Annotated in this window: 11 protein-coding genes; 6 read left to right on the top strand and 5 right to left on the bottom strand. The window is 67.2% G+C overall.

Going from position 1 to position 14,931, the window contains the following annotated elements; all coding sequences use genetic code 11:
* Positions 1-6: 6 nt before the first annotated feature.
* Positions 7-1,110 (bottom strand): glycosyltransferase, encoded by a 1,104-nt coding sequence (locus ABIB28_RS06780; RefSeq protein ID WP_354287325.1) that lies wholly within the window; start codon positions 1,108-1,110, stop codon positions 7-9.
* Positions 1,111-1,378: 268 nt separating this feature from the next.
* Between ABIB28_RS06780 and ABIB28_RS06785 the strand changes: the two genes are divergently transcribed.
* From ABIB28_RS06785 to ABIB28_RS06795, 3 genes are read left to right on the top strand one after another with little or no spacing between them, the layout of a single operon-like run.
* A complete protein-coding gene (locus tag ABIB28_RS06785; RefSeq protein WP_354287327.1) occupies positions 1,379-2,269 on the top strand; it encodes a hypothetical protein in 891 nt (296 codons plus the stop codon).
* A 2-nt stretch (positions 2,270-2,271) separates the two neighbouring features.
* Complete coding sequence (locus ABIB28_RS06790; RefSeq protein ID WP_133191480.1) at positions 2,272-2,796, top strand: DUF2141 domain-containing protein; 525 nt, start codon at positions 2,272-2,274, stop codon at positions 2,794-2,796.
* Positions 2,797-2,803: 7 nt separating this feature from the next.
* On the top strand, positions 2,804-4,006 hold the full coding sequence (locus tag ABIB28_RS06795) for a glycosyltransferase (protein WP_133191479.1): 1,203 nt from the start codon (positions 2,804-2,806) through the stop codon (positions 4,004-4,006).
* Here the strand turns inward: ABIB28_RS06795 and ABIB28_RS06800 are convergent.
* Positions 3,991-5,457: a glycosyltransferase family protein gene (locus ABIB28_RS06800; protein WP_354287329.1), complete on the bottom strand. Its 1,467-nt coding sequence runs from the start codon at positions 5,455-5,457 to the stop codon at positions 3,991-3,993. The genes ABIB28_RS06795 and ABIB28_RS06800 overlap by 16 nt on opposite strands.
* Before the next feature lie 46 nt (positions 5,458-5,503).
* On the bottom strand, positions 5,504-6,934 hold the full coding sequence (locus tag ABIB28_RS06805; protein WP_354287331.1) for a DUF2029 domain-containing protein: 1,431 nt from the start codon (positions 6,932-6,934) through the stop codon (positions 5,504-5,506).
* A gap of 98 nt (positions 6,935-7,032) precedes the next feature.
* Between ABIB28_RS06805 and ABIB28_RS06810 the strand changes: the two genes are divergently transcribed.
* Positions 7,033-8,658: an alkaline phosphatase D family protein gene (locus ABIB28_RS06810; protein WP_354287333.1), complete on the top strand. Its 1,626-nt coding sequence runs from the start codon at positions 7,033-7,035 to the stop codon at positions 8,656-8,658.
* A gap of 81 nt (positions 8,659-8,739) precedes the next feature.
* Positions 8,740-9,747: a LacI family DNA-binding transcriptional regulator gene (locus tag ABIB28_RS06815; RefSeq protein ID WP_502958218.1), complete on the top strand. Its 1,008-nt coding sequence runs from the start codon at positions 8,740-8,742 to the stop codon at positions 9,745-9,747.
* Between the two features lie 157 nt (positions 9,748-9,904).
* On the opposite strand, the gene ABIB28_RS06820 is transcribed toward ABIB28_RS06815, so the two are convergent.
* Entirely contained in the window at positions 9,905-10,945 is a 1,041-nt protein-coding gene (locus tag ABIB28_RS06820; RefSeq protein ID WP_354287859.1) for a YeiH family protein, read from the bottom strand.
* 207 nt (positions 10,946-11,152) lie between these two features.
* On the opposite strand from ABIB28_RS06820, the gene ABIB28_RS06825 reads away from it, so the two are divergent.
* The gene (locus tag ABIB28_RS06825) at positions 11,153-12,394 is read left to right on the top strand and encodes an MFS transporter (RefSeq protein WP_354287337.1); all 1,242 of its coding nucleotides are present in this window, start codon (positions 11,153-11,155) and stop codon (positions 12,392-12,394) included.
* A gap of 148 nt (positions 12,395-12,542) precedes the next feature.
* Here the strand turns inward: ABIB28_RS06825 and ABIB28_RS06830 are convergent, their stop codons facing one another.
* Positions 12,543-14,903, bottom strand: a complete 2,361-nt coding sequence (locus ABIB28_RS06830) for a TonB-dependent receptor (RefSeq protein WP_354287339.1) — start codon at positions 14,901-14,903, stop codon at positions 12,543-12,545.
* Positions 14,904-14,931: the final 28 nt, after the last annotated feature.

The following is a 14,931-nucleotide window of genomic DNA, read 5'->3' on the forward strand; positions in this document are numbered from 1 at the left end:
GGCGCGTCAGGCCGCCATCGCAAAGCGGCGTTCGAGCACCACTTCGTCGAACAGATCGAGATAGGCCTCGGCGGCATGCTCGCCCGGCTGCGGCACCGGCCGCGGGCGTGCGCGACCGGGGGCAAGCCAGTCGTCAAGCGCCGCGACCAGCGCGCCCGCGTCCCCCGGCGTGACGATCGTGCCGAGCGACGGACGCGTGATGATCTCGCGCACCGCGACGCTCGAATCGGTGCTGATGACGGGCGTTCCGACCGCGAGCGACTCGCGCAATACTCCGGGTACGCCCTCGAAATCCGAAACGAGCGCAAGCGCCGCGGCGCGCGCGATCACCGGGGTGGGGTCGGCGACATGCCCCGGCAAGGAGACCCGCCCGCCAAGCCCGAGTGCGGCGATCTGCGCCTCTAGCGCGGGACGCTCGGCCCCCTCACCGACGATCATCAGCGCGATATCGCGATCGGCGATGCGATCGAACGCATCGATCAGCCGGTCCCAGCGCTTCTGCGGCGCGAGTCGCCCGACGCCGAGCAGGAACCGCCCATCCGGCATGGCGGGCAGCACCGCATCGCGAGTGCCAAGGACCGGTGGATTGGGAATGACGCTCAACATCGCGCGATCCGCGCCCATCTCGGCACACGCTTCTTCCGCCATCGCGGGGCTCATCGCGACCAGCCGGTCGACAAAGCTCGGATGCCAGCGCAGCCAGCGGCGATAGGCCATCGCAAAGGCAGGACCGTGGTCGCGCCGAACCAGCGCGTTCGAAATCTTCGCAATAATCGGCGGACACGCGCTGCCGAGCCGCAATTTGGTCCAGGCCGCAAGCGCCGAATAGTGGTTGCCGGGGCAGAACAACACGTCGGGCCCGATCTCGTGCGTAACCGCAGCAAGGCCGCCCATGCCGATCATCGAGGACCGTCCGAGCAGCCGAGTCTCGACATTATCGGGCAGATCGCGCGACAGCGGGCCCGTGGCGTCGCCGATCACCAGCGTCACGCGCCGGCCGAGATCGCTCCATCCCTTGACGAGCCGCAGCAGCGCCTTTTCGACACCACCCCCCTCAAGCGTTTGGGCAAAAGCGAGAATATGCGCGGCGGGGGGTCTGGGACTCAACATGATGAGCGACGCTAACGTCACTTTGTAGCAAAAGTTTCCCCGGAAACGAGGAAACGCGGTGTTCGTGCGATGACGCACGCCGTCGCGTTGCTCGACATACGGACGCGCCCGCGCCACACTTCTGCCGCTAAGCCGGGCCAATGCAGCGCTTCGACCGGCTTGAACCAGCGGACAAACGCGCCACGTGACACAGATGAAGACCGGCCCCGGACCTGGCGCTACGACCCCCGGGTCGGGACCCTACGCCCCTTTGCCCCCCTTGCCGGGATTGACCGGCACCGCTGACCTTGCCGGATTGGAGCCGATGGCCCCGCTCAAGCGCCGTTGGCCGTCGTATCTCGGCGCCGCGGTCACGGTGGTGATGATCGTCTGGCTCGGGCTCAAGCTGCGCGCGCTCGGCGTCGACAGCCTCCTGGCGGCGATGCCGACCAACCCGCTCTTCTACCTCTTCTTCGCGCTCCTCTATATCGCGCCGGTGACGGGCGACTTCATCATCTTCCGGCGGCTGTGGGGGATCCCCGCGGCCGGCTTCGTCGCGCTGACGAAGAAGCGAATCGCCAACGACATCCTCAATTATTCGGGCGAGGCGTATTTCTACGCCTGGGCACGTCAACGCTCGTCGATGGTCGCCGCCCCGTTCGGCGCGGTGAAGGATGTAAGCATCCTCTCGGCGATCGCCGGCAACATGGTGACGCTCGCGATGATCGCCGTCGCCATGCCGCTCGGCATCGGCCTGCTCACCCCGCACGGTCTGCACAACGCGATCTGGTCGGTGGTCGCGGTGTTCGCGATGTCGCTGCCGTTCCTGATCTTTTCGAAGCGCGTCTTCTCGCTGCCGCGCGCGACCTTGTGGTGGATCTTCGGGGTCCATTGCCTGCGGTTGATCGCCGGCTGCGTCCTGATCGCCTTCACCTGGCATTTCGGCCTGCCGACGGTCACGCTCGGTATGTGGCTGTTGCTGTCGGCGGCGCGGATGATCGTCGGACGCTTGCCGCTGGTGCCGAACAAAGACCTCCTTTTCGCCACCTTCGCCACCTTATTGATCGGGCAAGATGCCGAGCTGTCGGTGCTGATCGCAGTGACGGCGGCGCTGCCGCTACTCGTCCATGTCGTGCTGGTCGCGATCTTCGGGCTGGTCGGCCTGGTGAGGAAGAATTGAAGATGCGCAAGATTCTGGCTGGGGTGACGGCGCTGCTCGCAGTGACAGGACTCCCCGCTGCGGCTCAGGCTGCGCAAGTGCTCGGCAGCGATGCCTCGGCGTGCAGCACCGGGGGGCCCGCGATTCGCGTCAACGTCGAAGGGTTGAAGGACCGCACCGGCGAATTGAAGCTCGAACTCTATCCCGCGACCGAGGCCGATTTCCTCAAGGACGATCGCGACCTGATCAAGGAAGGCAAGTTCTTCCGCCGCGTCCGCCTGCCGACACCGCAGACCGGCCCGGTCAGCCTGTGCATCCGCGTGCCGACCCCCGGCCCCTACGCGCTGCTCTTCACGCACAATCGCGACGGCAAGAACAAGTTCAATTTCTGGAGCGACGGCGCGGGTTTTGCGAGCAACGTGAAGCTCGGTCGTACCCGCCCCAAGCTCGACATGGCGCGGATCGTCGTACCCGAGGGGGTTGTTACGACGACCATTCGTGCCCAATATCTGCGTGGGCTCGGTGGTTTCGGCCCGCTCGGGAGCTGATCCTGCGATGCGTATCGTCGACGTCAACGAATTCTACTCGCCGACCGGTGGCGGGGTGCGGACCTATATCGATCGCAAGATGGGGATCATGTCCGACCTCGGGCATGAGCTGATCGTGCTCGCGCCCGGTCGCGAAAACGCGATCGAGGAACGCCCGGGCGGCGGCAAGGTGATCTGGATCCAGACCGGCCATTTGCCACTCGACCAGAATTACGGGCTGTTCTGGGACGCCGCGCCGATCCTGCGCTGGCTCGACGAACTGCAACCCGACGTCGTCGAGACGTCGTCGCCGTGGCGCTTGCCCTGGGTGATCGGCAAGTGGCAGCCCAAATATCCCGAGGGCGTCGTCAAGGCGTTCTTCATGCACAACGACAACATGGCGGCCTATGCGCTGCGCTGGTTCGAAGGGATGGCGCCGCAGGAGCGGCTCGAACAGGCGTTCGATTGGTACAGCCGCTACATGTCGCGCTTCCTCAAGCATTTCGATGCGGTCGTCACCAACGGCCCGGCGCTCGAAAAACGGCTCAAGGGGCGCGGCGTGCATATCGACGCATCGATGCCGCTCGGCATCGAGCGTGGCCATTTCTCGCCCGATCTGCGCGACGATCGGCTCCGCGCGGCGCTGCTCGCGCAGTGCGACTTGCCGCCGAGCGGGCATTTGCTGCTCGGACTTGGACGCCATCATCCCGAGAAACGCTGGCGCCTCGTGATCGACGCGGTCGAACGTGCCGGTTCCGAACTGCCGGTCGGGCTGATCCTGCTCGGCACTGGCGTCGAGAGCCGCCAGATCGAAGCGCGCATCGCGGGATCGCCGCACATCCGCATGTTCCGCCCGGTCTATGACCGCGAGCGGCTCGCGCGGATCGTGGCGAGTTGCGACGCGCTGATCCATGGCTCGGAGGCCGAGCCGTTCGGGCTCGTCGCGTCGGAGGCGATGGCGGGTGGCTTGCCGCTGATCGTTCCCGATACCGGCGGCTGCGCCGAAGTCGCCGACCGTCACGCGTCCGAATTCTACACTGCGCGCGATGCGCAAAGCGCGGCGATGGCGATCCATCGGCTGTTCGCGCGCGACCAGCGCGTGCTGCGCCGCGCGGTGCTGGTGGCCGCGACCAAGGTCCGCAGCGACCGCGACCATGCGATCGACCTGATGGCCTATTATCAGGGTCTGGTCGACGACAAGCGGGCGCTCCCGCTTCAGCGCAGCGCGTAGACCGCGATCCTGCCGCGACCGAGCGGCAGATCGGCACGCTGGCGATAGCGCGCGGCGACATAGCGCTCGAACAGCGCGCGCAAATCGGCGCGTTCGCCGCTATAGACGGGCCCGAGCACGACGATTTCGGGCCGCTGCGCCATGATCCGTTCGAGCTCGCCCTGCTGATCGACGCCGATCGCGCCGCGTTCCTTCGCCTGGCCGATATGGCGCGGGAATCGGTAGCGCGTCACCGTGCACCGATCCGCCAGCGGGTAGAGCATCGGCGAACCCGAAAAGACATAGAGACAGCCGGGCCCGTGGCCGATCGCGCGCGTGATCGCAGCGAGTTCGGCGGGCGTCCCGCGCTCATGGCGCTTGGCGAGCAGGACGATCTGCGACGCCAGCAGGACGACGATCAGCAGCGGCACTCGGACCCGCGTCGCGCGATGATGCTGCGCGAAAAAGCCTGCCGCGCAGACGCAGAACGGCACCAGCAATGGCAAGCCGTAATGGTCGAAATAGCCGCGAAACACCAATACGCCGAGCGCCGCGACGATCGCCCAGCCGACGAGCCAGCGGCGCAGTGCTTGGGTGTCGTCGCGCGCCGGCAACCGCGCCGCGAGGATCGCCATCGCACCTAGCGGCGACACGATCAGCAGCATCAGCGCAAGATTACCAAGCTCGCGCGGTATCGGATCGCTCCCGCGCGCGCCGATCGATTCGAAATTGGCGTAGAGAAAGGCGTCGCCCAGCCCGTGCGCCCCGAACCACGCCCACACTGCCAGCGTCGGCACAGCGGCAAGCACCGCAAGCGGCGTGGCGAGCAGCACGACGCCCCACCACGATCGGCCGAGCCGCCACTCGCGCGCCATCCACCACAGCCCGAAGAACGCGCCTTCGAACACGACGGTATATTTGATCTGCAGCGCCAGCCCGACGAGCGTCAGCGCGGCGCAGCCGTGGGCGAGGCGGCGCGCCGGATAAGCAGCATCGTCGGGCCGCGGTGCGAGCAAGCTCGCCGCGCCGACCATCAGCAGATTGTAGAAAACCGGGGTCTGCCCACCCTCGCCTTCGAGCAGATTGAGCCACAGCAGATACGCGATCGCTGCGGGCAGTGCGCCCTTCGCCCAGCCCGCGCGATCCGCCAGTCGCGCGATCAGCGTCGCGGTCGCGGTGACGCTCGCCAGCGCCATCGCCTGATACGCCCAGATCCCGAGCGGCAGCCCCAGCGCGGCAGCGGGCACGTAGAGCAGGAACAGCCCGACCGGCTTGCGGTCCCACACATCGACATAGGGAATCGCGCCGTGCACGATCGCGTGCGCGGTGGCGTAATAAAATTCCTCGTCGACATGCAGGATCGGGTTGCCGAAGGTCAGCGCGCGGACGAGCAGCGCGACCCCGAACAGCAGCACCCAACGCGGAACGCGCGCGACGAACGATCGGAACGAGGAAGCGGCGATATCCGTCACGGCTGCGTCGCTAGGTCGACATTCGGGCGAAACGAGGGCGCAGGGCTCAGCGGACGTACAGCCGGAAGCGCGCGCTCGCGATCGGCACCGCGCGATAGTGCCGCATCAGCGCCCACCGCTCGAGCCGCGCATCGAGCGTCGCATCGCCGCTGCTCCAGCCGCCCTCGCCCCCGACCAGGATCGCCGCGGGCGGCGCGCGATCGAGCCCGACTAGCCGATCGGCCGACACGAGATGCATCGCGGCCTCGCGGGGCGCGGGAAGCAAGGCATGGCTGCGGAAATAGAACGACCCGGTCGCGAAGCGACGATCGGGCAGCGCGTGCGTCGCGCCCAAGAATTGCGGCGAGAGCGTCGCGATCGGACCGCGGACGCCCGCTTGGTCGAGCGCAAGCGCGATCGCACGCCCCTCACTCACGGCCGCGAGGAGCGAAGTTGCGCCGCGCGACTGTGCCGCTTCGATCAGCGTCGGGGCGAGCCCCGCGCCAACGCTCACCGCGACCATTACGCGCATCCAGCGCGCCGGTCGTGCGCGCTGCGATTCGAGCGCGAGCATTACAAAGAGCGGCGGCAGCGCCGGCAGCAGATATTGCCGCCAGGTCGGCAGCGGCAGCAATGCCGCCACCAGCCCCGCGCCCAGCAGAACCGTGAGCACATCCGGCCGCCACAGCCGCTTGCGAATGGCGACCAGCGCCAGCAGCGCCGGCCCCAGCGCGAGGAATTTGAGCGTGTCGATCGCCTTGCCCAGCAGCGACAGCTTCCACGGTCGATCGGCGTAGAATTCAGCAGGCGCCACCGCGGGAAAGGTGATCGTCTCGAACACGAACGCCGCGGGCGCGAGCGCCCACCACCACGCCACCAGCCCCGCCACGGGCATCGCCCCGAGCAGCACCGATACCGGGCGATGCCGCCGGTCGAAGAGCGCATAGCCACCATAAGCCAGCGCCGGGAGCGCATAGGACAGCTTCGCCGCCGCTGCCGCCGCAAGCAGCACCCCGACCAGCACCGCAGACCCCTGCGTCGCGCCGTCGCGCTCCGCCCGCCCGATCGGGATCAAAGCGGCGGCGAGCAAGGCCGCCGGAAGCGCGTCGTTGCGCGCAGTCGAAAGGCTGAACAGCAGGATGTCGCAGGCGCCGAGCAGCCCGGCAGTCGCCAGCGCAGCACCTGCCCCCGCCCCCGCTTCGCGTGCCGCGCGCCAGACGCAGCCGAGGATGCACACGCCAAGCAGCGCATTGGTCAACCGCAACGCGAGCCACGTATGCCACCCCGCCGCCCACGCGATCGGCGCAAAGAGCAGTGGCTGCAACGGTGTCTGGAGATACGCATAGTCGCGATACGGGAGCTCGCCTTGCGCGCTCAGCAACGCCGCCGCGACATATTGGCTTTCGTCATGGTCGATCGGGTGGAGCAAGGCGAGCGCTGCGAACACCACCAGCGCGGCCGCCAGCCAGCGCCACGGCAAACCCACCGATCGTGTCATCGCGCCCTCATCCACGCGGCTTACGCTGCACGATTGCCGCTGTCACGAACGCGCCATATCCCGGTGGCAGGGAATCGCAATCTTCTGGAGATCCGCGCATGACCATCCGTATCGACCGCCGCTCGTTCCTGCTGACCGGCTCGCTCGGGATCGGCGCGTTTGCCGTGCCGGGCTTCGCGCAGACTCCCTCGGTGACGAGCGCGCGCGGCTTCACGCATTCGGTCGCCAGCGGCGAGCCTGCCAGCGATTCGATGCTGCTGTGGACGCGCTACGTTCCCGCCGCCGGCGACACCGCCGAAGTCCGCGTCGAACTGTCCGAAACCCCCGATTTCGCGCGCGTCGCGGCTGGCGGCTCGCAAATCACGGGCGTGTGGCGCGATTTCACCGCCAAGATCACCGTCGACGGATTGAAGCCCGCGACTCGCTATCACTTCCGCTTCGTCGCCCCCGACGGCAGCTTCTCGCCCGTCGGCACGACGCGCACGCTCCCGGTCGGCCCGGTCGATCGCTTCCGCACCGCGACCTTTTCGTGCTCGAACATGCCCTATGGCTATTTCAACGCCTATGCGCACGCCGCCGCGCGCGACGACATCGACCTCGCGATCCATCTCGGCGACTATTTCTACGAATATCGCACCGGCGACTATCCCGCGCTCAAGGACCAAGTCGCCGGCCGCGTGCCGCTGCCCGCGACCGAATTGCTCCACCTCGCTGACTATCGCATCCGCTATGCCAGCTATCGCAGCGACCCGGCGTTGCAGGCGCTCCACCAGAAGCTGCCGATGATCGTGCAGTGGGACGACCACGAATCGGCGAACGACAGCTGGGAGGGCGGCGCCGAGAATCATCAGGCCGACGAAGGCGACTGGAATGCGCGCCGCGCCGCCTCGATCCAGGCGTATCGCGAATGGATGCCGGTGTCGGACGAGCCGTGGAAGGCGTATGAGATCGGCACGCTCGCCACGCTGTTCCGCACCGAGACGCGCCTCCTCGCGCGCACCAAGCAGCCCGACGTGGCGCCGCTGTTCAAGGAAGCCGATCCGACCGCAGCGCTGAAGGCATTCCGCAACGGCGCGTGGATGGACCCGGCGGTGACGATGATGGGCAGCCAGCAGGAAAGCTGGCTCAGCCACGCGATGGCGCAATCGGTCCGCGCCGGGCAACGCTGGCAAGTCGTCGGCTTCGGCACGATCATGGGCGAAACGATGATGCCGCAGGACGCGCTGAGCTGGGTCGCCCCCGATGCCCCGGCGCGCGCGAAAAACTATATCCTCGCCGGCGTCGCCGCCGCCAAGGCGGGCCTGCCGTTCAACTACGACAATTGGGGCGGCTATCCCGCCGCGCGCGCGCGCTTCCTCAAGGGCGCGCAGGCGCTCGGCGCGAACCTCATCGTGCTGTCGGGCGACAGCCACAATGCCTGGGCGTACGATCTCGGCCAGGACGGCAAGCCCGCCGGCGTCGAATTCGCCGGCCACGCGGTGAGCTCGCCCGGCTATGAGGCCGCTTCGCGCACCGATCCCAAGGTGATCGCAGCGACGCTCGTCCGCGCCAATCCCGAGCTCAAATGGTGCGACACCTCGCGTCGCGGCTATATGGCGATGACGCTGACGCCGACCAAGGCGAGCAACGACTGGATCATGCTCGAGACGATCAAGGCCGCGAACACCAGCGCGAGCATCGGCCACACCGCGACGATCGAGCGCGGCCGCAACACGATGGCATAACACGCGCCCGGGGTGGATGCGTATTGCCGACCCGGCCCTGCTGCGGCACACCCCGCGGCAGGGCAATGGGGAGCCGGCATTTTGCGCGTGACGATCAAGGACGTGTCGCGAGTTTCGGGCGTATCGATCAAGACCGTCTCGCGCGTCCTCAACAAGGAGCGCTATGTCGGCGTCGAGACGCGCGCCAAGGTCGAGGCGGCGGTGGCCGAACTCAATTTCCGCCCGAGCACGGCGGCACGCTCGCTCGCGGGAAAGCGCAGTTTCCAGATCGCTTTGATCTGCGACAATCCCAGCCCCTATTATGTCTATGAGATGCAGTCGGGGATCCGCGATCGCTGCGCGCAGGACGGCGTGCGGATGATCGCGCAACCGTATGACCGCAATGCCGCGACACTGCTCGATGATATCGAGAATCTGGTCGATGCGACGCACGTCGACGGCCTGATCCTGACCCCGCCGGTGTCGGATCACCCGCAAGTGCTCGATCTGCTCGAGCGGCGCGGCGTGCGCTTCGTTCGCGTCTCGCCCGGGAGTGCGGTCGATCTGGCAAGCTCGACCTTCATCGACAATGAGCGCGCGGCGCGCGTGATGACGGCGCATCTGCTCGAGCTCGGCCATCGCCGGATCGGTTTCATCGCCGGGCATCCGAGCTATGCGACGAGCGGTCAGCGGATGCGCGGCTATGCGCGTGCGCTCGGGCAGGAAGGGCTTTCGCTCGATCCGATCCTGGTGCGCGAGGGGAGCTACGACTTCGCCTCGGGCGCACGCGCAGCGGAGGCGTTGCTCGCGCTCGACGCGCCGCCCACCGCGATCTTCGCATCGAGCGACGATATGGCGGCAGGCACACTCACGGTCGCGCATCGCCGCGGGCTCGCGGTGCCGGGGCAGCTTTCGGTCGCCGGGTTCGACGATGCCGCGCTCGCGGGCTTCGTCTGGCCGCCGCTCACCACGATCCGCCAGCCGACTCGCGAAATGGCGTATCAGGCCGCCGACCTGCTCCTCGCCCCCGCCGATGCGCCGATCGAGCGGCGCGAAGTGGCGTTCGAACTGATCGTGCGCGAATCGACCGGGCCGGTCGCGCAGGGCTGAGGGATCGCGCCGTATCTGCTCAATGCGTGCGCTCTCGTCCGTTCGGGCTGAGCCTGTCGAAGCCCCGCGCTCCACGCACGCCGCTCGCAAGCGGCGAAGTGCCCTTCGACAGGCTCAGGGCGAACGGACGCGGGATGCAAAGCAGTTCTAAACCACGCTAACCGATCAGCAGCAGCGCCGCCGCGAGCGCCAGGCCGAACGCCACCAGCGTCGCGATCAGGATCACCAGCAGCGGCTTGGGCCCCGCCTCGAGCAGCTGCGCGAGCGGCGAGCGGATTGCGGTCGCGGTGACCGCCGTCGCGAGCATCGCCGCGGCGGCCTTCTCGGCGCTGCCCGCAACGATTGGCGGGATCACGCCGAACGAATTGATCCCGGCGAGCACGAAGAAGCCGATCACGAACCACGGCACCCCCGGCCCCTTGGCGGCACCTTCGCCGCCGCCGCCCCAGCGCGCGAGCCCCATCGCCACCACCGCGAGCACCGGCGCGAGCAACGCCACGCGCGTCAGCTTGACGATCGCGGCGATCCCGCCTGCGCCGTCCGAATAGGAATAGCCCGCGCCGAGCGCCTGCGCGACGTCGTGGATCGCCGCGCCGAGCAGGAAGCCGGCCTTGAGATCGCTCATGTGGAAAGCGTGCGCGACGAGCGGATAGAGCATCATCGCCGACGCACTCATCGCCGAAATGCCGACGAGCACCAGCGTCAGCTGCGCTTGCGTCGTGCGCTTCTCGCCGAGCGTCGTCGCCAGCGCCATCGCCGCACTCGCGCCGCAGATCGCGACCGACCCGCCCGCGAGGATGCCGAACGCGGTGTCGAAGCCGAAGCGCCGCGCGGCGAGGATCCCCGCGCCCATCGTCAGCGCGACGATCAGCACGACGCACAGCAAGGCGACAGGACCTAGCGCGACGATCTGCCCGAAGGTGATGCGCACCCCGACGAGCACGATCCCCCAGCGCAGCAGCGAGCGCGAGGCGAAGGCGAGGCCCGGCGTCAACCGCGCGTCGGCGCTCAGGAAATTGAGCGCGAGGCCGATCAGCAACGCCATCAGCGTCAGCGGCACGCCGTAATGATCCGACAGGAAGCCCGCGGCGAGCGTCCCCATCGCCACCACGACGAGCCCGGGGACATAGCCGCGCCAGTCATGCTTGGGCGCGGTTTCGATGTCGCCGTACAGATCGCCATAGAGATCGGCAGCCATCGGGAGCGGACGTTTCGGTTGCTTGGTCGCCATCTTGCTCCACCCTTGCGCCGCCGCGGGCTTGTCCCGCAGTCTCCCGTACACCACAGCGCTGTCTTGGGTCTTGCGATGCGGCGATCCCCGGGACAAGCCCGAGCGAAGAAGGTCTAGCCCGAAGCGCGATTATCTGACAACGCTGTCTCAAGAAAAAGATGGGAGTGGATCGGAATGGCAATCAGGGGCGGCGCAGCGCGCTGGATCATCGTCGCGATGGTGTTCGTCGCGGTGATGCTCAATTATGTCGATCGGCAGATCCTCGCGTTGCTCAAGCCAACGCTCGAGGCGCAGTTCAAATGGTCCGATCAGGACTATGCGAATATGGGCACCGCCTTCCAGATCGCGACGGCGTTCGCGTTTCTCGGCACCGGCTGGTTCCTCGACCGCGTCGGCCTGCGGCTCGGCTTCGCGCTCGGCGTGCTGATCTGGAGCCTCGCGGGCATGGCGCATGCCTTTGCGACCTCGGTCCCCGCCTTCTTCGCCGCGCGCATCGTGCTCGGCATCGCCGAATCGGTCGGCACGCCGGCTGCGGTCAAATCGGCGGCGACCTATTTCAACCACAAGGACCGCCAGATCGCGCTCGGCATCGGCAACACCGCACCCAATATCGGCGCGATCATAACGCCGCTGTTCATCCCCGCGCTGGCGGTGGCGTTCGGGTGGCAGGCGGCGTTCCTGCTCGCGGGCGGGCTCGGCGTCGTGTGGGTGGTCGTGTGGTTCGGGGTCCGCATCAAGCCCGTCGCGCTCGACGCGGTCGCGCCAGCGCGCGTGCCGTGGCTCAGCGTGTTGCGCAGCCGCGAGACCGCCGCGATCGCGATCGCCAAGGTGCTGTCGGACCAAGTGTGGTTCTTCATGCTGCTGTGGCTGCCCGATCTGTTCCACCGGCTGTTCGGGTTGCCGCAGGGTACGCTCGGGCTGCCGGTGGCGCTCGTCTATGTGCTCGCGGCGTGCGGTGCGTTGACCGGCGGCTTCGTACCGTCGCGGCTGATGGCGATGGGCTGGAGCGTCAACCGTGCGCGCAAGACCGCGATGCTGGGCTATGCCTTGCTCGTGTTGCCGGTGGTGTTCGTCCAGTCGGTGTCGAGCCCGTGGAGCGCAGCGCTGCTGCTCGGCCTCGTGCTGTTCGCGCACCAAGGCTTCTCGACCAACGTGTTCGGCGTGACGACCGACATCACCCCCGCGCGCTCGGTCGGCTCGCGGATCGGGATCGCGGCGTTCTGCGGCAATCTCTGCTCGATCGGGATGATCCAGTTCCAGGCCTATGCGCTCGCGCATGGCTGGGGCTACGCGCCGGCGCTGGCGATCTGTGCGGGATCGTATCTGGTGGCGCTGCTGGCGATCCACCTGCTGATCCCGGTGATCGTGCCGGTCGACGAGAGCGAGCGCGGCGACGGCTTCGTGGCCGCGCACTAAATCCTCCCTCGCGAAGCGGGGGAGGAGGATGATGCGCATTTAGCGAATGGTGGAGGGAGCGCCACCGCATGCGCATCGCTTGCGGAAAGCCCCCCCCGTCAGCCTTCGGCTGCCACCTCCCCCGCTACGCGAGGGAGGATTTGACAGATCAGAACGTAACGCGCCCGGTCACACCATAGTAGCGATCGGCGTCGCGCGGGATCTGGTAGCGATACGCACCGCCCGGCCCGCCATTGATGATCGACGCGGCGAAACTCTGGTCGAACAGGTTCCGCACCTGGAAGGTCAGCTTGTAATGCTCGTCCTTGCTGACGAGCCCGGCCGACAGATTGACCAGGCCGTACGCCCCGATCGTGCCGAGCCGCCGCTGGACCGCATCGGCCGAGAACAGCCCAAGCTCGCTGCTCTGGTACGATCCCTGCGCGCCCAGCAGAATATCGGCGAACCCGCTGGTGCGCACGCGATAGTCGGCGCTGAGATTGCCCTTCCACTTCGGTGCGAAGCCAAGCGGCGTTCCGTTGGGTACCGCGGCGGCGCCTGGTGCCGGCACGCGGAAATTGTCGACATGCGCGTCGGTATAGGCAAGCCCGCCGGTCAGGCTGAGATCGCGGACCGGGCGGAGGGTCGTGTCGAGCTCGACGCCGCGCGTCGAGACGTCACCCGCATTGGTGAAGCGCGTGACGACCACACCCGCGACGAGATCGGGATTGTTCGCCTGGAAATTGTGATATTTTGCGTAATAGGCCGCCAGATTGAGCGTCAGCTTGCCCCCGAAGAAGGTGTTCTTGAGCCCGATCTCGTACGAATCCGACGTCTCGGGCGCGATCACGTTGGTGCCCGTTGCCGTCAGGTTGAAGAAGACGTTGAACGCCGGCCCCTTATAGCCGCGGGCGTAGGTCGCATACGCGGTCGAACCGCGCGAAATGTCGAACTGGACGCCGGCCTTGCCCGACAGATTCTCGTTGGTCGCCTTGCCGCGGAACGGCACGCCGTTCGAGACACCGCCGCCAAGACCGTTATTGTACACGCCCGCGTCGAAATTGGTGTTGATGCCGGGGCCGTTGAGCGCCGTGCGGCGGATGTGGAACACATCGAGCTGGTCGACCGTATAGCGCAACCCACCGATCACGCGGAAGCGCGACGCGATGTTGATCGTCCCCTGCCCGAACAGCGCGAAATTCTTGAACACCGATCCGAAATCGGCCGTACCCGTCGGGAAGGTCGAGGGTGCGGCGAGCGGGCTCGAGCACGGCGTCAGCACGGTCGGCGCGGGCGTGGCCAGCGAATTGCAGACCTGATCGTTGCGCGTGAAGATCCGCTCGCTTTCGGCGCGCGAATAATAGGCACCGAGGACATAGGTCAGGAACTGGTGCCCGGGCGAGGTCAGCCGCAATTCCTGGCTGAAGGTGTTGCCCGTCTGCGGACCGAAATCGTGCAGCTGGTTGAAGCCGATATAGGCGGCGGGCAGGAAATCGCCGTCGCGGATCTCGGTATTCTTGTAGTTGCGATAGGCGGTGATCGAGGTGACGGTCTGCGTCCCCGCCTCGATATCGGCCTGGAGCGAGAAGCCGTAGCCGGTCTCGGTCGTGCGCGTGACGAGGTTTTGCGCGAGCTCGCGCGTGTCGGCGCCGCGTGGCGTCGGCAGCACCGCGGTCGAGGCGTTAGTGGTGACAAGGCCGGTGGTGCCGTTGATCGGCCCGGTGGCGATCACTTCGCCGCAGCAATCGTCATTGTTGTGATGATAATCGGCAATGAAAGCGAGCTTCACGTTCGGCCCGGCATCGGCATCGAGCTGCAGCCGGCCGCCATAATGTTCGAAGCCGTTGACCAGCTTGCCGTTGGCGGTGTTGCGGATGTTGCCGTCGTAATTGGTGTAGAAGCCCGTCAACCGCGAGCGCACGCTGTCACCGAGCGGCACGTTGAGCACCGCGCGGCCGCGATATTCGCTGTCGGTGAAGAAGCCCGCCTCGGCATAGCCGCCGAGCGTGCTCGTCGGCTTTTTCGAGATGATGTTGATCACGCCCGCCGACGCGTTCTTGCCGAACAGCGTGCCCTGCGGCCCGCGCAGCACTTCGAGCTGATCGATGTCGACCAGATCGCCGAACGCTTCACCCGCGCGCGCGAACACGACGCCGTCGACGACGGTCGAGATCGACGGCTCGCCCGCGATCGAGAAGGTCGAGGTGCCGACGCCGCGCAGGAACAGCGACTGGTTGAGCGTCGTCCCCGATTTGAGGAAGTTGAGCGACGGCACGAGATATTGCGCGCCCTCGAGGCTGGTCTTGCCCTGCGTGGCGAGCGCGTCGCCCGATACGACCGTCACCGCGACCGGCACGTCCTGCAGACGCTCGGAGCGCTTCTGCGCGGTGACGATGATGTCACCGGGCGCGGCGTCTTCGGGGGCAGCCGGTTCGGCTTGCGGGGCGGGTTCGGGCGCAGTCTGCGCATAGGTCGGCGTGGCGGCGAGCAACGCGAGCGTGGCAGCGCCAGTCAGGTAAAGAGCTTTCATCATCATCCCCTTCGGTAAAATCCCATCT

Origin of the sequence: Sphingomonas sp. UYEF23, assembly GCF_040546165.1 — a bacterium.
Lineage (GTDB): Bacteria > Pseudomonadota > Alphaproteobacteria > Sphingomonadales > Sphingomonadaceae > Sphingomonas > Sphingomonas glacialis.